This window comes from Cypionkella sp. (assembly GCF_036782355.1).
Lineage (GTDB): Bacteria > Pseudomonadota > Alphaproteobacteria > Rhodobacterales > Rhodobacteraceae > Cypionkella.
Genome location: NZ_DAIPZF010000044.1, coordinates 3,134 through 24,597, shown reverse-complemented (window position 1 = coordinate 24,597; position 21,464 = coordinate 3,134). Strand labels below are relative to the sequence as shown.

Genomic DNA, 21,464 nt, shown 5'->3' with positions numbered 1-21,464 from the left:
TGTACCAGCGCTTTGGGACAGTGAAGGAACCAGATATGACCAAGCCAGCCACCGCACGCGTGGACCAGCTGCTGTCCTCGATGGGCTACGGCTCGCGTAAGGATATGGCGCGGATGGCAAAGGCCGGCGGCATTAGCTTGGACGGCGGCGATCTGCTCGATGTCAGCCAGCGCATCGCGATCACGCCCGATTTGCCGCGCCGGATGCAGATTGACGGGGCAGCGCTCGATCCGGTGGCGGGGCTGGTAATTCTTTTGCACAAACCTTTGGGCATGACCTGCTCGCACAAAGAACAGGGCCCATTGGTCTATGACATCCTGCCAGACCGCTGGCGGCGGCGCGATCCGGCGATTTCGACCATTGGCCGCTTGGACAAGCAGACCTCGGGGCTTTTGCTTCTGACCGATGACGGCGCGCTCTTGCACCGTGTCATCAGCCCCAAGCGGCATGTGAAAAAGACCTATCGTGCCAAGCTGGACCGCCCACTTTCAGGCCAAGAGGCGGCGCTGTTTGCGGCAGGGGAACTGCTGCTGGAGGGCGAGGATAAGCCACTGGCGCCAGCCAAGCTGGAGGTGATCTCGGACACCGAAGCGCTGCTGCATGTGACAGAGGGGCGCTATCATCAGGTGCGACGCATGTTTGCGGCCACTGGCAACCATGTGGTCTCGCTGCACCGTGAAGCCTTAGGCGGCCTTGCTCTGCCCGAGACGCTGGCTCCCGGCCAATGGAAGCTGCTGGATGCTGAAGAGATCGCCTCGATCTTTCTCTAAGGCCTCTCGCTTTTGGTCATCTGTGCCAAGCGCAGCGCGAGCTTGTCTTTGCAAACCCTATCTTGGTGAGGCGCGCACGGAAGATGAGGGCTAGGCAGGCGGGCGCAGATACTTGGGCGGGCGTGATTGTAGATCCGCAATCGGATGCCCCCCCTCTGCCGCCTGAGCGCGGCGAGCTGGACGGAAAAGCCAACCGCGGGTCAGGCGGTTGGCTTGGTTTTGGGGCAGCAAAGCGGCTGATTTATCCGATGATGCCGACAAAGGTTTGCGAAGGCCGCATCACGGCGGCGGTCTTCGCGGGGTCGGCGTGATAATAGCCGCCCAGATCCACAGGCTTGCCTTCGTTTGCCGTCAACTCGGCCAGGATCTTCGCCTCGTTTTGCGCCAAGGCCGCAGCAATAGGCGCGAAATGCGCGGCAAGACCCGCGTCTTCAGTCTGGGCAGCCATCGCCGCCGCCCAAGCCCAGGCAAAGTAGAAATGGCTGGTGCGATTGTCGGTCTGGCCGATCTTGGCTTTGGGCGAATGGTCATTGTCCAAGATCGCTTGGGTGGCCGCATCCACGGCTTTGCCCAAGATCAGCGCCTTTGCATTGCCCGAAAGCTCTGCCTGAAACTTCAGGCTTTCGCCCAGCGCGCAGAACTCGCCCAGACTGTCCCAGCGCAGATGGTTTTCCTGCACCAATTGCTGCACATGCTTGGGCGCCGAGCCGCCAGCTCCGGTTTCAAACATGCCGCCCCCCTGCATCAGTTTGACAATCGACAGCATCTTGGCCGAGGTGCCCAGTTCTAGGATCGGGAACAGATCGGTCAGATAATCGCGCAGCACGTTGCCGGTGACCGCAATCGAGGTTTCCCCCCGCCGAATGGTTTCCAGCGACAGCCGTGTCGCCTCGCGCGGGGCAAGGATCTGGAACTTATCGGCCACACCCGCCGCCGCCAGCAGCGGTTTGACATAGGCGATCAGTTCCGCATCATGCGCGCGCGCCGCATCCAGCCAGAAAATCGCCTGACAGTTTTCCGCCTTTTGCCGGGCAATCGCCAGATGCACCCAATCTTCGATCGGCGCTTTGCGCGCCGAGGCCGAGCGCCAGATGTCGCCTGCCTCGACCTTGTGGCTGTGCAGCACTTCGCCATTGGCCAGCACCATCCGCACGGTGCCGGCATGCGGCACTTCAAAGGTGGTGGGGTGGCTGCCGTATTCTTCGGCCTTTTGCGCCATCAGCCCGACGTTTTGCACCGTGCCAGCGGTGGCCGGATCCAGCGCGCCGGTTTCCTTGAAATAGCGGATCGCCTCGTCATAAACCACGGCGTAAGAGCTGTCAGGAATGACGCAATTGGTATCGGCCGCGCGGCCATCCGGGCCCCAGCCCTTGCCGCCTGCACGGATCAGTGCGGGCATCGAGGCGTCGATGATCACATCAGACGGCACATGCAGGTTGGTGATGCCCTTATCGGAATTCACCATATAAAGCGGCGGGCGGCTGGCAAGCGTGGCGTCAATCGCTGCCAAAATCTCGCTTGCCTGCGGCAGTTCGGCAATCCGCTCCAGCATCGCGCCAAGCCCTGCGTTTGCGCTGATACCAGCCGCATCAAACACCGCGCCATAGCTGTCAAACACTGGTGCCAGATACGCGCGCACCGCATGGCCAAACAAGATCGGGTCCGAGACCTTCATCATCGTGGCCTTCAGGTGCAACGAAAACAGCACGCCCTGGGCTTGGGTGGCCGCAATCTGCTGATCCAAAAACGCCCGCAGCGCGCGCGCCGACATAAAGGTTGCATCCACGACCGCACCTTCAGGGAATTTCACCCCATCTTTCAGCACAGTAACCGCGCCATCTTCGCCCAAAAGCTCAATGCGCACCGGCCCCGCCTGCGCTGCCGTCAGCGTGGCCGAGGTTTCATTGGCAAAGAAATCATCCGCCGCCATGGTCGACACATGGGTCTTGCTGTCTGCCGCCCAAGTGCCCATCGAATGCGGATGCGCCATCGCGTAGTTTTTCACCGCAATCGCGGCGCGGCGGTCAGAGTTGCCCTCGCGCAGCACCGGATTGACCGCCGAGCCTTTCAGCGCATCATAGCGGCGGCGCGCCTCTTTTTCGGCCTCGCTTTGCGGGTCTTCGGGATAATCGGGCAGCGCATAGCCCTGCGATTGCAATTCCTTGACCGCCGCCACCAGCTGCGGCACCGAGGCCGAAACGTTTGGCAGCTTGATCACATTGGCGCTGGGCTTCGTCACCAAAGCGCCCAGATCGGCCAGATCATCGGGCTGGCGCTGTTCGGGCGAGAGCCCCTCGGGGAAGGCCGCAATGATGCGGCCTGCAAGCGAGATATCGCGGGTGCCGACACTGACGCCCGCCGCCGCCGCAAAGGCCTGAATGATCGGCAACAGCGAGGCCGCCGCAAGCTGCGGCGCTTCGTCAACCGTGGTGTAAATGATGTCGGGCGTTGGGCGGTTGGTCATATCGGAACCTGTTCTTGTTTGGTTAGAGAAATCGGCCCCAAGCCGGGCCATCGGTCAGCTGCCAGCAGCGGCAACCCTTTGCGGTGAAGTTTACGCAAGAAGCGGCGCAGACGAAAGGTCTTGCGCGCAGATTGGCCTAAACCACCGTCACCACCAGCGTGCCAAGGCCTGCAATGCTGGCCTCCATCACATCGCCAATGGCCACGGCCGCCACCCCCGCAGGGGTGCCCGCCATAATCACATCGCCCGCCTGCAATTCGAAATAGTGCGAAAGATAGGTGATGATTTCCGGCACCTTCCAGATCATCTGGTTCAAATCGCCGTCTTGGCGCAGCGCGCCATTGACCCGCAGCGCAATCTGCCCCGCAGTCAGGTGCCCAACCTCGGCCACAGGCCACAGCGGGCCAACCGGGCCCGAGCGTTCAAAGGCCTTGCCAATTTCCCAAGGCCTGCCCAGCTTTTTCGCCTCGCCCTGCAAATCGCGCCGCGTCATGTCCAAGGCGATGCCATAGCCCCAAACGTGATCCAGCGCCTTTGCTGCGTCGATGTTGCGCCCACCAGATTTCAGCGCGATCAGCAGCTCGACCTCGTGATGCACATCGCGGCTTTGCGCTGGATAGGGAAACTGACCCGAGGCATCCAGATTATCGGGGTTCTTTTGGAAAAAGAACGGCGGCTCGCGGTCGGGGTCATGGCCCATTTCCACCGCATGGGCGGCAAAGTTGCGGCCAATGCAATAGACCCTGCGCAGCGGAAACGCCCTGCCGTCACGGGTGGGGATGTGCGGCGCGCGCGGGGCGGGGATCACAAGATCGGGCATAGCATACCTTTGTTATCGCAGGGGTCTTCAGTTCAAATCTTTCAACAGCCGCCCGTGCTGGCGCACTTGGGTCAGCACCTCGTCAAAGCGGGTCAGGCCGCGGCCTTGCAGCATCGGCAACAGCTTTAAAAACGCATCCGCCGTGGCGATTGCATCGCCCAGCGCGGTGTGGCGGGCCTCTTCAGGAATGGTGATGCCAAGCCGATGGGTCAGCGCATCCAGCGTATGGGTTTCGTGCTGGCCCCAGATCACCGCCGACAACAGCACGGTGTCCAAAATCGGATTGTCAAAGCGCAGGCCAATCTGTCCCTCGATCCGGCGCAGAAACTGCATGTCAAAGGGCGCGTTATGCGCGATCAGCACCGCGCCCGCGGCAAAGTCATGCAAGCGGCGCGCCACCTCGGCCATCGGCGGCGCATCGGCAACCATCGCGTCGGTGATGCCATGCACCTTGGTCGAGGCGGCGGGAATTTTGCGCTGCGGATTGACCAGCATGTCAAACACTTCGGTCTTCAGCCTGCGCCCGTTGACAATGCGCACGGCGGCAATCTGCACCACCTCGTCGCCCTGATCGGGCAAAAGCCCGGTGGTTTCGCTGTCAAACACCACATAGGTCAGCGCATCCAGCCGCGCCTCGGCGACCGAGGCATTGCGCGCGCCCGACAACAGATCAAAGTCATAAACCACATCGCGCAGCACCGGATCAGGCCGCGCTGTTTCCCGCCGCGCCACCCGCAAAGGCAAACAAAGCGCAGCACCCTGCGCCGTGGTTTCGGGCCAGATGTCGGTGGCATGGGCGACCAAGACCGCGCGGCCGCTGATTTCGGGCATGGCAGGGTCGATCGGCTGGGCCAGCCAAGCCTCCAGATCAGCCAGAGCCAGCACCTCGCCCTGCCAAGACAGCCGCAGCAGCGCGTCAGAGCCGTCTTCCTCAAGGCTAAGATGAAACCGGCGCGCCGGCAGATTGCGCACCAAAAGCGCCAGCAAACCAATCACCTCAAAGCCATTGCAATGCAAAAGCAAAGGCGCGGCTTTCTGGCTGAGCAAAACGCCACTGCCCGCCACCTGCGCCGCAACCCCGTCCAAAAGATCCGAGGCCCGCGTCAGCATCAGCGGCCAATCTTCGCCGCGACTTTGATCGTGACGCTGCGAAAGCTCGGTCACCGCTTGGCCCAGCCGCGCCACCTCGCCCTGCAGCGCCTCGCGCAAATCAGGCGGCAAAGCGGGGTTGGGCAGCGCTTCGATCAGGGTGGCAAGATTGGCGGCAGGGCGGCCAAAGCGGTCAAACATCTCGACCACCAAAGCCTCACGGCGGGCAGCGGCGTTCAGATCGGCGGTGACATCTTGCAGCGTCAAAACATAGCCCGCAGCCGCCCCCGCCTCGGGCTGCAACAGCCGCATTCGTGCCGCCAGCACCCGTGCCCCCGCCCGCGTGCTGCACAAAAGATCCGAGGCCGCATCGGCGTCGCCCGTGGCGCAAAGCCTGCCATAGGCATGCTGCAACGGCCCCGCGTGCAGATAGTCAAACAGGCTGCGCCCCAAACCCGCCGGCCCGATTGCCCGCAACAGCCCAACACCCAAGCCATTGTAAAACACGATGCGATGATCGGCCGAACACAGCAAAACCCCCGCCGGCACATCGGCCAACAGCGCCCCAAGCCGCGCGTTTTCCCCCGACAGCCGCGCGGTTTCACGCGCCACCGCCTCGGCCAAGGCCGATCTGGTCTGCGCAAGGCTGTCACTTGCCGCCCGCGCCGCAGGGCCAAGATCGCCCAGATGCAGGGCTTGGCGCGCAGGCAAGGCGGCGGTCACATCGCCATGCACGCGGGCGCGCAGATCGCCCGCCAATTGATCAATCGGCTTGGCAAAGCGCATGTCCAGCAGCAGCCAAACCCCTGCCATCAGCCCCAAGAGCGCAAAGCCTGAAACCACGCCCGCCTGCACAAAACCCGCCATCACACCGCTGCGCACCACAGCGGCCAGCGTCGCCCCCGCCTGCGCCAGATGATGATAGCCCAGCCACAACCCCGCCAAAAGCGCCGCCAGCGCCGCCAGCGCCAGCGCCACAAAGATCAGAAAAAGCTGTAGCCTGACCCGCATCTAGCCGCCTTGGCCCAGCAGGCGGCGCACCTCGTCGCGCAGCTCTTTCAGCTCGAAGGGTTTGGCGATAAAGCCATCCGCCCCCAAGGCAATGCCTTTGCGCCGTTCAATCGCCGAGCCCCGCGCCGTCATCATCAGGATCTTCACATCCGACAGATTTGGGTCCAGCCGCATGCTTTGGCAGATTTCATAGCCCGAAATCTCGGGCAGCATCACATCCAGCAAAACCAGATCGGGGTGGGTTTCGCGGATGCGCGCCATCGCCTCGCCGCCATTGGCGATCCGGTCGGGCGCATAGCCCTCGCGCGTCATCAAAAAATCCAGCGCAAGGGCGATATTGTCTTCGTCCTCGATCACCAGAACCTTTGGCTTTTGCGCGGGGCTTGCCATGCTACTTGGCCTGACAGGCGGCAAGCTGCAGCGCATCGTCTGCGGCGGCGGGATACCACTCGGCCCCGGTCAGGGTGCCATCGGCGACAATCACGGCACCTTCGATCAGATCGGCGCGCAGACCCTTGGCGCAATCCACCGCAATCGGCACGCGGCGGGTGGGCTGCCAGCGCTGCACCAGCACCACCTCGCCCTGACGGATCGCCGGATTTTCCAGCGAGGTCTTGGCGCTGACACCATCATAGGCGGCAAAGCGTTGGTGGATCGGGAAAAGATAGGTCCAGGGCCGCCATGCCTGCTTGGTCTCGGGGGCCGATAGAATGATCACGCCCTGCGGCAGGGCACCGCTGGCGCGCGGATACCAAGTGTATTCATTCCAAACGGTAAAGCTTAGCATCCCCAGCCCAATCGCCGCCGGAATGGTCCAGCTGGGCAAGATGCCGCGGCTGACTTTTCGCACCATAAGCACAAGGCCCGCAAGCCCAGCGCCCGCGGCGATCATCCCGATAAAGTCCCAAAACATAAACCGTTTCCTTTAGGTTCTTGCACCGCGGGCTTGGCCCACAGCTGATTGCATGGTCCGCACGACCACAAAAGCATCGCGCAGATGCGCGCGTTCGAAATCCGAAAGATCAGAGGGCGCCATAAAGTTATCCGCCGCCTTGCCCGCGCGGATCAGCCGCGCCTGATGGTCAAGCCGGGTCTGCGCGATCAGATCATAAGCATCCAGCAGATCGGCCCCGCCCGAGGTTGAAATCACCCCCGCATCGCCCGCCGCCAACAGCCGCGCGCGGGTATTGGCCACCGCCGATTGCCCGATCAAGGCATAGACCCGCCCCAAATCGGTCAGCGGCACCACGCCGTTATGCTTCAGATCAATCTGGTTTTTATGCTCGCCCGACCGAAAGGTCGCAAAGCCGCGCAGCAGGCCCAAGGGCGGGGTATGGGTCAGCGAATTGGCGATCATATGGGCCACAAAGATCGAGTTCTCGGCCGCCTCGGCCAAGGTTTCCGCCTGCAAATCGCTGAACAAAGACACCGTCCCGCCAATCGGGCGCAGATCAAACATCACCGAGGCCAGCATCTGCGCCATCGGGTCAGGTGTGGCGATCCAGCGGCGGAAATAGCCGCGCCAAGTGCTGATGCGCGCGCACCATTTCGGATTGGTCGCCATCATCTCGCCGGGGCAATAGACATAGCCGCAGGCATGCAGACCGTCGCAGACATATATCGCCAGCGCCGCGAAATAGGCCATGTCGTCCTCGGTTGCGGCATCGTCGATGAACAAGCAGTTGTCCTGATCTGACACGCCGGTTTGCTCTTGGCGGCCCTGACTGCCACAGGCAAGCCAAAGATAGGGCACGGGCGCGGGGCCAAGGTTCGCCTCGGCCAAGGCCAAAAGCCGCCGCGTCACCGTATCGGCAATATCGGTGATCAGCCGCGTGGTGACCTGATGCGCGGTATTGCCGCCGACCAATTGCACCAAAAGCTGCGGGATCCGCGCAGTGACCGCCGCCATCTGCGCCACGCTTTGCGCTCCGGCCAGATCCCGCACCAATTGCGCCGAAGAGGTCGCCTGAAACCGCGTGATATCGGTTTGGGTGATCATGCCGATCAACCGCCCCGCCTCGACCACCGGCAGATGGCCGATGCGACGCTCCAGCATCAGGTTCAGCACATCCGCGCCCAAAGCCTCGGGCGGCAGGCTGATCGGCGTGCCGCTCATCACCGCGCGCACCGGCGTGCTGGCAGGCAGACCGGCGGCCAAAACCTTGCCAGTCAGATCGCGGGTGGTGACCAGCCCGATAAAGGCCCCGGCCTCGACCACACCCAGACAGGAAATCTTGCCATCGCGCATCCGGGCGGCGGCCGATTGCACCGTATCTTCGGGCCCGCAGCTTTGCGGATCGCCGGTCATCAGATCGCCCACGGTCTGCATCGCAAGATCGGTGTTGCGCCGATCCCCGGCGCGGCCACGGGTGAAAAACCGCTGAAACGGCGGCGCGCTTTGCATCAGGGCGTGAAATTCAGCCGCCGGCAGATGCAGCAGCACGCAGTCCTCAAGCGCCAGCGCCGTGGTCGCGGCCAGACCGTCGCGCATCAGCCCGCGCTCGCCAAAAGAGTTGCGCGGCCCCAGCAAAGACACCAAGCCGCCCGAGGCATCCTGCACCTCGACCGAGCCGGTTTTGATCAGATAAATCCCGTCCAGCGGCGCGCCAAAATGGTAAATCTCGGCGCCGGCCTGCACTTCACTGCGGCGGAAGGAATGGGCGACACGCACCAACTCGTCCTGCGGCAGGCTGTCATAAGGATGCACGCTTTGCAGAAAACCGATGATCGCTGAACTGGTTTCCAAAGCGGCCTCCCCAACAGGAAAGCGCGCCCCCGAAGGGACGCGCCATTGATTTTAGTGCGACTGAGCCTTGCCAGCACCGCGAGGAATGCGGATGCCTTCGACCAGATCTTGGATCGCTTGTGGCGGTGCTGCGGTTGCCCGCGACACGGCGAAAGCCACAGCAAAGTTGACCAGCGCGCCGACAGCCCCGAAGGAGGTCGACTTGATCGACAGCAGCAAAGGAGCCGCGTCGGTATAGCTGTTGGTATCTGGGATAAAGAACCAGCCCTTGTGCAAGAAGATATACACAACGGTGACCAACAGACCCGAAAGCATGCCCGCAACCGCGCCCACGTTGTTGATGCGCTTCGAGAAGATGCCCATCATCAGTGCAGGGAAGATCGAAGCCGCTGCCAGACCGAAGGCCAAAGCCACCGTCTGCGCCGCAAACCCAGGAGGGTTCAGACCCAGATAGGTTGCAACCGCAATCGCCACGCCCATCGACACACGCGCCGCCATCAGCTCGCCTTTTTCCGAGATGTTCGGGTTCAGCGAACCCTTGATCAAGTCATGCGAGATTGCCGAAGAAATTGCCAACAACAGGCCAGCAGCGGTCGACAAAGCAGCCGCAAGGCCACCAGCCGCAACCAAAGCCACAACCCAACCTGGAAGCCGTGCGATCTCAGGGTTCGCAAGAACCATGATGTCGTTGTTCACGGTCAGCTCGTTGCCAGCCCAGCCTTTTGCAGCTGCGGCAGCGTTGAAGTCTTCGTTCTTCGACTTGTCGTTATAGAACTCGATCAAGCCATCGCCGTTCTTGTCTTCGAACTTCAGCAGACCCGTGGTCTCCCAGTTCCTCATCCAATCTGGGCGGGCTTCATAAGCAATCGGGTCCGACTGCGTGCCGTTTGGATAGATGTTGCTGATCAGGTTCAAACGCGCCATTGCGCCCACAGCCGGAGCCACGGTGTAAAGCAATGCGATAAACACCAGCGCCCAGCCAGCAGATGCACGCGCATCAGCCACTTTTGGCACGGTGAAGAAGCGCACGATCACGTGTGGCAGGCCAGCAGTACCGATCATCAACGACATGGTGAACAAGAACATGTTCAAAGTGGTGTCGCTGTGGCCGGTGTATTTGGCAAAGCCCAGCTCTTGCACAACTTGGTCCAGCTTTGCCAACAAAGGCATGCCGGATTCAATGTGGGTCGAGAACAGGCCCAAAGGTGGCAGCGCATTGCCCGTCAGCTGCAACGAGATAAACACAGCAGGAATGGTATATGCGAAGATCAGAACGACGTATTGTGCCACCTGCGTGTAGGTGATGCCCTTCATGCCGCCAAGAACAGCATAGAAGAACACAACGGCCGCGCCGATATAAAGGCCGGTCGATGCTTTCACTTCCAAGAAGCGCGAGAAAGCAACGCCAACGCCGGTCATCTGACCGATAACATAGGTCACCGAGGCCACAATCAGACAGATCACGGCAACAAGACGTGCCGACTGGCTGTAGAAACGGTCGCCGATGAATTCTGGCACGGTGAACTTGCCGAACTTACGCAGGTAAGGCGCAAGCAACATCGCAAGCAGAACGTAGCCGCCGGTCCAACCCATCAGGTAGGCCGAGGTGTCGTAGCCGCCAGCAGCAATGATACCCGCCATCGAGATGAAGGAAGCTGCCGACATCCAGTCAGCGCCGGTTGCCATACCGTTCAGAACGGGGTGAACCCCGCCGCCAGCGGTATAGAATTCAGATGTGGTGCCCGCACGGGCCCAGATCGCGATGCCGAAGTACAGCGCGAAAGTCGCACCGACAACAAGCAGATTGAGGGTAAACTGATCCATTATTTCTGCGCTCCCTTATTCTTCAACGCCGAATTCTTTGTCTACTTTGCCCATTTTCCACGCGTAGAAGAAAATCAGACCAAGAAAGACCAGAATCGAGCCTTGTTGAGCAAACCAGAAGCCGAGGTCAGTGCCCCCGACAGCGATACCCGACAGCATCGGGCGCAGCAGAATGCCAAAGCCGAAAGAACAAACGAACCAGATAACCAGACAAACGCTGATGATCTGCTTGTTCGCTGCCCAATAGGCGTTGGACGAGGTATTGTCCGCCATAGCATGTTACTCCCTGTGTTATATCCCTTCCCGCCACCCGATTGCTTGGATGACAGGCCTCCCGTTACGCCGAAACCCCTGCCACGATTGCGCCAAGGCCCTTGCGGATAGCTGCGATCTCTCCCATCGCATCGATCCGCTCTAGAACCCCTTTGCCTTCGTAATAGGCGATCAACGGTGCCGTCTGCGCATGATAGGCTTTCAGCCTCTCGCCCACAGTTTCGGCGTTATCGTCGGCCCGACGTTTAAAGTCGGTGCCGCCGCATTTATCGCAAACGCCCGCAGCTGTGGGGCGCTTGAATTCGTCATGGTAGCCTTCGCCACAGGCGCAGGTATAGCGGCCCGACACGCGCGCGACCATAGCGGCGTCATCGACCTCTAGGCTGATCGCAGCCGTCACCCGCAGGCCCGCATCCGCCAGCAGCACATCAAGCGCTGCGGCCTGCGCGCTGGTGCGGGGAAAGCCGTCCAGAATGATGCCATTGGCCACATCGGGCTGTGCCATCCGCTCGGCCAAAATCGCCAGAACGATCTCGTCCGAAACCAGACCGCCCGCAGCCATCACCGCGCGCGCCTGCGTCCCCGCAGCCGAGCCAGAGGCCACCGCCGCGCGCAGCATATCCCCGGTCGACAGCTGGATCAGACCAAAGTCTTCTTCCAGCATCCGCGCTTGGGTGCCTTTGCCAGCCCCCGGTGGGCCCAAAAGGATCAGAACAGCAGCCATCTCTTAGGCCTTGTTCATGCGGTTGGCGATCAGATCATCGACCACCGAAGGATCGGCCAGCGTCGAGGTATCGCCCAGCGCGCCAAAGTCATTCTCGGCAATCTTGCGCAAAATCCGGCGCATGATCTTGCCCGAGCGGGTTTTCGGCAGGCCGGGGGCCCATTGAATAAGATCTGGCTTGGCAATCGGGCCGATTTCGGTGCGCACCCAAGCTTCCAGCTCTTTGCGCAGCGCGTCCGAGGGCTCTTCGCCGCCCATCAGCGTGACATAGGCGTAAATCCCCTGCCCCTTGATGTCATGCGGATAGCCAACCACAGCAGATTCCGCGACCTTGGGGTGGGCGACCAGCGCGCTTTCGACCTCGGCCGTGCCCATGCGGTGCCCCGAGACGTTGATCACATCGTCAACGCGGCCGGTGATCCAGTAATAGCCATCCTTATCGCGACGGCAGCCGTCACCGGTAAAGTAATAGCCGGGATATTGCGCGAAATAGGCTTCTTCAAACCGCGCATGATCGCCCCAAAGCGTGCGCATCTGCCCCGGCCAGCTGTCGGCGATGCACAGCACGCCATCAGCCACGGTTTCCGATTGCACAACGGCATTGGCCGGATCAAGGATCACCGGCTGCACGCCAAAGAACGGCAGCGTCGCCGACCCCGGCTTTTGCGGCACAGCGCCGGGCAGCGGCGTGATCAAATGACCGCCGGTTTCGGTCTGCCAGAAGGTATCGACAATCGGGCATTTGCCCTTGCCGACATGGATGTTGTACCAGTTCCAAGCCTCGGGGTTAATCGGCTCGCCCACCGACCCCAGCAGCTTGAGGCTGGACAGGTCATGCTTGGCGGGCCATTCAGCGCCCATGCCCATCAGGCTGCGAATAGCCGTGGGGGCGGTGTAGAACTGCGACACCTTATGCTTGGCGCAAACCTCCCAGAAGCGGCCCGCGTCTGGATAGGTTGGCACACCTTCAAACATCACCGTCGTCGCCCCATTGGCCAGCGGGCCATAGATGATATAGCTGTGCCCGGTCACCCAACCCACATCGGCAGTGCACCAGAACACATCGCCGTCATGGTAATCAAAGGTCATCTGCTGCGTCATCGCCGCATAAACCAGATAGCCGCCCGAGGTATGCACAACCCCCTTCGGCTTGCCGGTAGACCCCGAGGTGTAAAGGATAAACAGCGGATCTTCGGCACCCATCTCGACATAGGGGCAATAGGGCTTTGCCGCAGCCATTGCCGCCTTTACGTCAATGTCACGACCCTCGACCCAAGAGGTTTGATCGCCGGTGTGCTTGACCACCAGACATTTGACATGATCGTCACAATGCAACAGCGCCGCATCCGTATTGCTTTTCAGCGCGGTTTTCTTGCCACCACGCGGCGCGAAATCAGAGGTGATCACCACTTTGGCTTCGGAATCATTGATCCGGTTGGCCAAAGCATCCGGCGAAAAGCCCGCAAAAACGATCGAATGAATAGCCCCAATGCGCGCACAAGCCAGCATCGCATAGGCAGCCTCTGGGATCATCGGCAGATAGATCACCACCCGATCGCCACGGCCAACGCCCTGCTCTTTCAGCACATTCGCCATCCGCGAGGTGTTTTCCAACAGCTGCGCGTAAGTAATGTGCAGCGCAGGCGTCGATGGGCTATCGGGCTCCCAGATGATGGCGGTTTGATTGGCGCGGGTCAGCATATGACGGTCAATGCAATTGGCCGAGACGTTCAGCGTGCCGTCTTCATACCATTTGATCGAGACTTCGCCGCGCTTAAAGCTGGTATTTTTGACCTTGGTGTAATCCTGGATCCAGTCAATCCGCTGGCCTTGCTCGGCCCAGAACGCCGTCGGGTCGTCGACAGAGGCCTGATACATCGCCGCATATTGGACTGCATTCACATGCGCCTTGGCGATAAAATCATCTGAGGCTGTGTATTTCAGCTCTGCCTGAGCGTGATCCGACATGAAACTTTCCTTTTCCCAGTCGCGCAAATGCGCTTACCAAACGGCCTGCCAGCGTGGCAGGGCTCCCCCGTTTCTTTGGACCATGATAGCGCGATTGTAAAAATTTTGATAACTCTTTTTGCAGGCGTGATTATTTTGTCAATAAATTAACAAAGCTGATGGTGAATTTTGTAAAATTTATGAAAAGTGGTAATGAATTTATGCCCTGCAAAGCTGAAAGCCGCACCATGTCGCCGCATAAAGTGGCAAAGTCTATGCCCCAAGCGGGCTTTGGCCTGTGCGCGCGACTCAAACCAGCGCGCACAATGCGCTGATCAAGCCTTTGTGATTCGCGGTTGCGAATCAGCTGAATTCAGCTCTGCCAAAGAATCCACAAAGCAGGCTTCGGGGGCGGCAAGCCCCGCCTGTTTCAGCGCCTTTGCCACCTCGGGGCGCGCGCCGATCAGATACAAGATTTCGTGCTTGCGTGCCATTTTCTGCGCCAAAAGCGCAAAGGAATGCGCACCGGTGCTGTCGATAAATGGCACATCGGTGAAATCCACCGCCAGCCCGCGCGGGGCCTCGGCCAGTTGATCCAAAGCCGCGCCAAGCCGTGCTGCCGCACCAAAGAAATAGGGGCCGTGCAGGCGGTGAACGGCCAAATCAGGGAACTGCGACAAAGGCTCGGTCACCACCGGCGCCTCGACCGAAGCCGCCTCTGACATGCGGTGAATGAACACCAACCCACCCAGCGCAAAGCCTGCGACAATGCCTTCGGACAGATCGCGGAACACCACCAGACCAAAGGTCACCAAAAGCACCACCGCATCGGCGCGACTGGCGCGCAAACAATGCCAGAACTCGGCCTTCTCGGCCATGTTCCAAGCCACCACCGCCAACAGCCCCGCCAAGGCCGCCAAGGGGATATAGCCTGCCAAAGGCGCTGCAATCAGCATGAACAGCAGCACAAACACCGCGTGGATCATGCCCGAGACCGGCCCTTTCGACCCCGCCCGCACATTGGTTGCGGTGCGCGCAATCGTGCCCGTCACACAAATGCCGCCAAACAGCGCCGAGGCGATATTGGCCACGCCCTGCGCCAGCAACTCGGCATTCGGCCGGTGCCTGCGCCCCGACATACCATCGGCCACCACAGCCGACAGCAGCGATTCAATCGCACCCAGCAGGGTAAAGCTGATAGCCCAAGGCAGCGCCACCATCACCAGATCCATCGACAGCGGCGGCAGACTGGGCGCAGGCGGGCTGCGCGGCAAATCGCCAAAGCGCGAATAGATCGTCTCGACCGGCAGCTGCAACGCAAAACTCGCCAGCCCCGCCACCGCCACCGCAATCAGCATATTGGGCAGGCCGGGCGAAATCCGCTTGATGCCGACAATCAGCGCAATCGTGGCGATTGCCACCGCCGCCGCACTGGCGTTCAAACTGGCGCGCGCCTCCCACAGCGCTGCAAGTTTCGGCAAGATCGCCGCAGGCTCGCCCAGCAGCGAAAGCCCAAACAGATCTTTGATCTGGCTGGCAAAGATGATCACCGCAATGCCCGCAGTAAAGCCAAGCGTCACCGGATAGGGAATAAACCGCACATAGCTGCCCAACCGCAGCAGCGCCAAGACCGACAGCATCGCGCCCGACAACAGCACCGCAAGCGCCAGCCCCGCCGCCCCCGTCTGCGTCACACAGGCCGCCACCAGCACAATAAACGCCCCCGCAGGCCCGCCGATCTGAAACCGCGATCCGCCCAGCAAAGACACGATAAAGCCGCCCACAATCGCGGTGAACAAGCCGCGCTCGGGCCCGACCCCGCTGGCAATCGCAATCGCCATCGACAAAGGCAGCGCCACAATCGCAACCGTCAGCCCCGCCACCACATCGGCGCGCAGCTGCCCCAGCCCGTAACCCTCTCGAAAGGTGGTGATCAGCTTGGGGGTGAATTCGCTGGCGGGTTGTCTGGGACTTGGGGTCATCATGCGTTCCTGTTAATATGGCCTACACAAACGCCTCTCAGGGGCATTCGTCAAGCAAGGCCATCATGTCCGCAAATTCTGCCCCACAGCGCCCCGACCCGGTTTCCGCCGCAGATGACGCCGCACGCGCCCAAGCGCGGGCGCTGTTGGCGGGCGCAAACCACGCCGCTTTGGCTTGGACCGACCCAGAGACGCTAACCCCGGGGATCAGCCGCATCGGCTTTGGCCTCACGCCCGAGGGCGTGCCGCTGACGCTGATCTCGGCACTGGCGCCGCATGTGGCGGCGCTGCGCGCGCATCCCGATTGCGCGGTGATGCTGGGCGAGGTGGGCGCGCGCGGCGATGCCTTGACGCATCCGCGCCTGATGCTGCGCGCCCGCGCCGAGTTTATCGCAGCCAGCGACCCAAACCGGGCGGCGCTGCGGGCAGAATGGCTAAAGGGCCACCCGAAGGCAGCCCTTTACATAGATTTCGCCGATTTCAGCTTTGTGCGGCTGCACCCCGTCTCTGCACTTTTGAACGCAGGCTTTGCGCGCGCCTTTCAACTTAGCGCAGCCGATCTGCTTTAGGCCGGGTTATCGCAGCGAATCGTCGCCTGCACCCGCCCCTTCACCGCCACCGGCCATCTCAGATTGACGCTTTGCGCGCCGGTGCTTTGTTCCACCTCGCAATAGGGCGTCACCCATTGCACCGCCCCTGTTGCGGTTGTCAGCGCCCCCTCTGCCACGACAGAGACCAAATTGCGCGCCCGTCCGGCAAAGGGCAATTGCCCCGCCGTATCCACCGTCCAAATGGTCGAGGCCGTGGCTTGTACATGCTGGATATACAAAGGACTTAACGACCGCGTCACCACGCCGTTAAAGGTGTTTTCCTGAAAGTTGATGTTCTTGAATGAGGTAAAAGTCAGATTGGCATAGCTGGTGTCGACGCGGTCCACCCGATCAATATTGCCTTGGCGGGCCGAGAAAACATTGCTGGTGACATTCAGCCCGCTGATCGAATGCCCCGGCCCGCGCGGGGTGACAACAATATAGGAAAACCACGGCGCGCAATGCTGGCAGATAAAAATATTGCCGGTGATCGTCACCGCGCCAAAGGTGAATTCACTGGAAAAGTCGGGAGAAGCATCGTGTTCATTGCTTAGTTCAATAAAGCAATTGTCGATGTAATTTCCGGTGAAATAGGTCTTCGAATTGGGATAGGTCAGCACAACCCCCGCTTTGCGCAGGCCGACATCGGCGCCATCTCCTGCAAAGAAATGGTTGCCGACAAAGACGGTGTTTTGCCCCGCCACCACCGCAAAATGGGCAAAGCGCGAGGCCCGATTGTTGCGGATTTTAACGTCATTGGCATTGGTGTTGATCGCCACACTGCTGCGATCTTGCACCAAAAGCCCCTCCTCGCTGGAATAGAACAAGCAGCGGTCAACATGCAAATCCTGACAGCCCGTGCCTTTCGAAGTAATCGCGCGGTCTTTCGGCTGGTTAAAGGCACAGTCATTCATCACCATGACCGAACCCCGATCGCCCAGAAACACCGCACTTGCCAAAGAGTTGCAGCTAAATTCGATATTATGCATCTCAAAGCGAGACATGACGTCAAAGCCCGAGAAATCCAGCATGTATTTAAAGCGGGTAAAGCTGTAACTGCGCGTCCCCGCCCCGCCCCACAGCGGTTGGCTTAGGGTCAGCGTATTGGTCGCGGTGTTTTTTGAGCGCACATAAACCTCGCGCCCCACCCCCGCGCCCGTCACCAAAGCCCCCACCGGTATCGTGCCGATATTGCTGACGCCGGTCAAATCATAGACATTGCTGGGCGCATAGGTGGCCGTCGCCGTCGCTGTGGTCAGCCCCCAAGCGGCACTTGCCAGCGCCACAAGCGTGCCGTTTGACATCACCCGGCGCTGAGTAAAGCTGCTCAGTCCCACCAAGGCGGCAATATCCAAAGGCTCGGTCAGCTCGATCCGCCGCCCGCCCAGATCCAGCATATTGTGATCGGTGAAATAAAACAGCGCTTGCAGGGCTTTTTTGAACCCCGTCAGCTCGGACCCAAAGGCGGCGGCATAGGTGTCCAGATCATAGTTGCGCGTGCAGGCCAGCCGCATCGCATCGGGCATGGTGATCACGCCTTCAAACTTGACCGGATTGTCAAAAGTCAGATGCGAGCCGATGTAATAGCTGCCCGGCGAGACGATCACGGTTTTGCCATTTGCGGCGGTATCTGCGGCCTCAAAGGCGGCGCGGTCGTCGCTGACCCCGTCACCAATTGCGCCATAATCGCGCACATCGACCCAGTTGAACATCTCGTCATGGAAAACCGAGGTTACATCCTCGATGGTGACATCTTCGATCCGCACGACGCCGCCCGTGGCGCCGGTCAGATCAATCCCAAAGTGGCCATAAACCGGCGCAACGCCCCAAGTCATATCAACCCCTGCGCGGTTGCCCGAACCGATGATCGCCGAAATCGTCACCGGCTTGCCATAGCCGGTCAGTTGCACGCTGGGCCCCTGCTGCACCGCAGAGGCGACATTTGCCCCCGCCGAATTGCCCGCCCAGCCCGCAATCCGCACCGCAGGCAGCGCGCCGCTGATCGCTTTGATCCGCGTGGTGACGCGCAAATACATCCCCGGCAGATAGGGAATTTGCTGAAAACAGCGCAGCTTTTGCACCGAGGTGGTCTTCATCAGCTCAAGACAGCCGCCAAAATCCTGATCGGCGGGCACAAAGGCCGCCGTGGCAAAATCGTCATAGCTGCCCTGCCCTGACCTGCCATCTTCACGCGACCACAGATCCAAGCCCGCCACAAAGGGCGGCGGCATCAGAACCAAACCTTCGGTAATTGCCTTATTCATCGCGTGTCATGCCCCTTTTGCTTGTGCGCACCCCCACAACAGGCGGGCGGTCAAGTCCGAAAGGCTACAAAGAAGGCGTTAACGCAGGCTAAGATCGGCGTGCGCTGCGGCTAGGGGGTTAACCTTTGCGCCACAGTGGTCAGGTTTTTGAAAGCATAGGTAGCCAGAGCAGCGCGGAGCGTTTAGAGTTTATTCACATGTGAGTGAGTGGGTTCATCGTAAGGCGCGTTATGACATTTTATAAAACAGTCTTTTGTTTTGCGCTTGGCGCGATAACCGCGCAGCCAGCCGTGGCAGAGACCCCCGCCTCTTTGTCGATGAATGGCGTCAGCGGCCTGATTGATATGCCCAGCGCAGAACAGCAAAGCGATGGCACCCTAAGCATCGCCCGCTCGGCCTTTGGACCAACGGCGCGTACCACACTTAGCTTTCAAATCACGCCACGGCTTTCGGGCAGCTTTCGCTACTCCAGCATCAAAAACTGGGGGTCCAGCACCGCCCCCAGCACGCTTTTCGACCGCAGCTTTGATCTGCGCTACCAACTGCTGACCGAGGGGCGCTATCTGCCGAATTTGACCATTGGCATGCAGGATTTTATCGGCACCGGCGTGTTTTCAGGCGAATATGTCGTTGCAACCAAATCCTTGGGCCCAAAGCTGAAGCTAACGGCGGGCCTCGGCTGGGGGCGCTTGGGCAGCTATAACGCAATCGGCGCGCCCTTTGGTGCGCGCTCCCGCGTCGCCGTGGGCTTGGGCGGCAATCTGCGCACAGGTGAATGGTTCAAGGGCGATGTCGCCCCCTTTGGCGGCATTGAATATGTCGTCAGCGATAAAATCAGCCTCAAGGCCGAATATTCCTCGGATATTTATCGGGTAGAATCCGGTCTGCGCAAAACCTTTGACCGCAAAACCCCAATCAACTTTGGTGCCGAATACCGCACAAAAACCGGTGCCAAACTGGGACTTTATTCGCTTTACGGTGACAAAATCGGCTTTACCCTCAGCTTTCAGCTGGATCCTTTTCGCAGCCCAACAGGCGGCCAAGCAGGGCCCGGCCCGCTGCCCGTGCGCCCCAGCAGCGCCGCCCAAGGCTGGAGTGATGCGACCGTCGTCACAGCGTTCGATCTGACGCGGCTGCGCGATCAGACCCAAGCGATTTTGGCCAAAGACGGCATCGTGATCGAGGCTTTGGCCGTCACCGCCACCACCGCCGAGATCCGCATCCGCAACACCCAAATCGACAACGCGCCGCAAGCCATCGGCCGCAGCGCCCGCGCCTTGGCCACGGTGATGCCGGCCTCAGTGCGCAGTTTTGAAATTGTGCCGGTCAAGCAAGGCATTGGCTTGTCAAAGGTCGTCATCGCGCGCAGCGATCTGGAAGACCTGCAATTTGATGCTGACCAAGCCGCCCAAAGCCGCGCGCGCGCGCAAATTCTGCCTGCACTTGGACCAATGCCTGCCGAAGCGCTGCGGGGCCAAGGCCTATATCCAAAGCTGAACTACGGGCTTGCACCCTATGTGGCGACCTCGCTGTTTGACCCAAATGCCCCATTGCAAGCCGACCTTGGACTGCGGTTTTCGGCGCGCTATGACATCGCACCGGGCCTGTTCCTTTCAGGGGCTCTCACCAAGAAACTGGCGGGCACCATCGACAGCAAACGCTTGTCCAATTCCATCGCACGCCACAAAGTCCGCAGCGATGCCGCCCTTTACGCCACCCAAGGCGACCCCGCGCTGGAAACCCTGACCCTGGCTTGGTACGCCAAACCCTCTGGCAGCCTTTATACCCGCGTCACGGCTGGCTATCTGGAAGCAATGTATGCAGGTCTCTCGACCGAGCTGCTATGGCAGCAGGTCAACAAACCCTATGCCTTGGGCCTAGAGCTGAACTACGTCAAACAGCGTGATTTCGATCAACGCTTTGGCCTGCAAAGCTATAGCAGCCTGAACGGCCATATCTCGGGCTATTATGATTTGCGCAATGGCTTTCAGGCGCAACTGGATGTCGGGCGCTATCTGGCGGGGGATGTTGGGGCTACGCTGTCGCTGGACCGCGAATTTGCCAATGGCATGCGGGTGGGGGCTTTTGTCACCAAAACCAGCATGTCGGCCAAGGAATTCGGCGAAGGCTCGTTTGACAAAGGCATCCGCATCGACCTGCCTTTGGCTTGGTTCTTGGGCCGCCCAACCCAGAAAGTCGCTGGCATGGTTCTACGCCCGATTACCCGCGACGGAGGAGCCAAGCTGCGGGTCAACAACCGGCTTTATGAAACAATACGCAGCAACCAGCAAAGCAAACTTGACGCGGCTTGGGGAAGATTTTGGAAATGATGATAACCCGCATTGCGCCACTAATTTTGGTATTTCTGACGCTGATAAGCTGCAATTCAGCTGCTCTCAACACTGTGATGTCGAAAGCGAGCGGGCTTGAGACTCCACAGCTGCATGTGACCGCTGAACCCGGGGCTCCTCAACGCCAAATGGGCCTGCTAAATCGTGGCGTCAAGTTTATGATTATGCAGACCGAAATCCTTGAGGACGTTGAGATTTGGGCTGTTTCGGATGGCCCACAGGTTTTCATCAAGGATGGTATGATTATCGGTACGCGTGGGTTTGGACCTGATCTCATGTCAGCACAGGCCCCATCACTGGCGACGATTAAGGCTTTGAGGGATCACAGTCGTGTATATAATGAACTTGATGGCACAGATCGGCTGATTACCCAATCATTTACCTGCAGTGTGGAGACCTCATCTAACACAGCCACGCAACTGACCTTAGACGAAGTTTGTAGAAATGCTGAAACAGTCCTTCGTAACCGCTTTGTCTTTGATGGAAATAGCAACCTGCAAGCCTCAAAACAGTGGATCTCCACGGATGGCGGATTTGCCATAATCGAGTAGAAAATATCCGCAGGCGGAAAGAATGGACTATTTAAATTATCTCAGAACTGTTTAAACT

The 21,464-nt window shown here is 60.1% G+C and carries 16 protein-coding genes; 4 read left to right on the top strand and 12 right to left on the bottom strand.

What is annotated here, in order from left to right:
* The first annotated feature begins 35 nt into the window (after window positions 1-35).
* Window positions 36-770 (top strand): 16S rRNA pseudouridine(516) synthase, encoded by a 735-nt coding sequence (locus tag V7Q10_RS13900; protein ID WP_333869727.1) that lies wholly within the window; start codon window positions 36-38, stop codon window positions 768-770.
* A gap of 241 nt (window positions 771-1,011) precedes the next feature.
* Here V7Q10_RS13900 and V7Q10_RS13895 read toward each other — a convergent pair whose 3' ends face one another.
* From V7Q10_RS13895 to V7Q10_RS13845, 11 genes are all read right to left on the bottom strand, one after another.
* Window positions 1,012-3,234 carry an NADP-dependent isocitrate dehydrogenase gene (locus V7Q10_RS13895; RefSeq protein ID WP_333869726.1) on the bottom strand — a complete coding sequence of 741 codons (2,223 nt, stop codon included), beginning with the start codon at window positions 3,232-3,234 and terminating at the stop codon, window positions 1,012-1,014.
* A gap of 136 nt (window positions 3,235-3,370) precedes the next feature.
* Window positions 3,371-4,054 (bottom strand): fumarylacetoacetate hydrolase family protein, encoded by a 684-nt coding sequence (locus V7Q10_RS13890; RefSeq protein WP_333869725.1) that lies wholly within the window; start codon window positions 4,052-4,054, stop codon window positions 3,371-3,373.
* 27 nt (window positions 4,055-4,081) lie between these two features.
* Window positions 4,082-6,154 (bottom strand): exonuclease domain-containing protein, encoded by a 2,073-nt coding sequence (locus tag V7Q10_RS13885; RefSeq protein WP_333869724.1) that lies wholly within the window; start codon window positions 6,152-6,154, stop codon window positions 4,082-4,084.
* Window positions 6,155-6,544 (bottom strand): response regulator transcription factor, encoded by a 390-nt coding sequence (locus V7Q10_RS13880; protein WP_333869723.1) that lies wholly within the window; start codon window positions 6,542-6,544, stop codon window positions 6,155-6,157. It abuts the gene before it with no gap.
* A 1-nt stretch (window position 6,545) separates the two neighbouring features.
* Window positions 6,546-7,067, bottom strand: coding sequence for a hypothetical protein (locus V7Q10_RS13875; protein WP_333869722.1), 522 nt, complete (start codon window positions 7,065-7,067; stop codon window positions 6,546-6,548).
* 12 nt (window positions 7,068-7,079) lie between these two features.
* Window positions 7,080-8,900: a DUF294 nucleotidyltransferase-like domain-containing protein gene (locus V7Q10_RS13870; protein ID WP_333869721.1), complete on the bottom strand. Its 1,821-nt coding sequence runs from the start codon at window positions 8,898-8,900 to the stop codon at window positions 7,080-7,082.
* 51 nt (window positions 8,901-8,951) lie between these two features.
* Window positions 8,952-10,724, bottom strand: coding sequence for a sodium:solute symporter family protein (locus tag V7Q10_RS13865; RefSeq protein WP_333869720.1), 1,773 nt, complete (start codon window positions 10,722-10,724; stop codon window positions 8,952-8,954).
* Window positions 10,725-10,739: 15 nt separating this feature from the next.
* Window positions 10,740-10,997 carry a DUF4212 domain-containing protein gene (locus V7Q10_RS13860; RefSeq protein ID WP_333869719.1) on the bottom strand — a complete coding sequence of 86 codons (258 nt, stop codon included), beginning with the start codon at window positions 10,995-10,997 and terminating at the stop codon, window positions 10,740-10,742.
* 64 nt (window positions 10,998-11,061) lie between these two features.
* Complete coding sequence (locus V7Q10_RS13855; protein ID WP_333869718.1) at window positions 11,062-11,721, bottom strand: adenylate kinase; 660 nt, start codon at window positions 11,719-11,721, stop codon at window positions 11,062-11,064.
* Window positions 11,722-11,724: 3 nt separating this feature from the next.
* Complete coding sequence (acs, locus tag V7Q10_RS13850; protein WP_333869717.1) at window positions 11,725-13,689, bottom strand: acetate--CoA ligase; 1,965 nt, start codon at window positions 13,687-13,689, stop codon at window positions 11,725-11,727.
* 314 nt (window positions 13,690-14,003) lie between these two features.
* A complete protein-coding gene (locus tag V7Q10_RS13845; protein WP_442885878.1) occupies window positions 14,004-15,653 on the bottom strand; it encodes a SulP family inorganic anion transporter in 1,650 nt (549 codons plus the stop codon).
* Window positions 15,654-15,715: 62 nt separating this feature from the next.
* Between V7Q10_RS13845 and V7Q10_RS13840 the strand changes: the two genes are divergently transcribed.
* Window positions 15,716-16,219, top strand: coding sequence for a pyridoxamine 5-phosphate oxidase (locus V7Q10_RS13840; RefSeq protein WP_333869714.1), 504 nt, complete (start codon window positions 15,716-15,718; stop codon window positions 16,217-16,219).
* Here V7Q10_RS13840 and V7Q10_RS13835 read toward each other — a convergent pair.
* Window positions 16,216-18,504, bottom strand: coding sequence for a glycosyl hydrolase family 28-related protein (locus V7Q10_RS13835; protein ID WP_333869713.1), 2,289 nt, complete (start codon window positions 18,502-18,504; stop codon window positions 16,216-16,218). The genes V7Q10_RS13840 and V7Q10_RS13835 overlap by 4 nt on opposite strands.
* 230 nt (window positions 18,505-18,734) lie before the next feature.
* Between V7Q10_RS13835 and V7Q10_RS13830 the strand changes: the two genes are divergently transcribed.
* The gene (locus tag V7Q10_RS13830; RefSeq protein WP_333869712.1) at window positions 18,735-20,834 is read left to right on the top strand and encodes a YjbH domain-containing protein; all 2,100 of its coding nucleotides are present in this window, start codon (window positions 18,735-18,737) and stop codon (window positions 20,832-20,834) included.
* Window positions 20,831-21,406: a YjbF family lipoprotein gene (locus V7Q10_RS13825; RefSeq protein WP_333869710.1), complete on the top strand. Its 576-nt coding sequence runs from the start codon at window positions 20,831-20,833 to the stop codon at window positions 21,404-21,406. The genes V7Q10_RS13830 and V7Q10_RS13825 overlap by 4 nt, the downstream gene beginning before the upstream one ends.
* Window positions 21,407-21,464 lie beyond the last annotated feature (58 nt).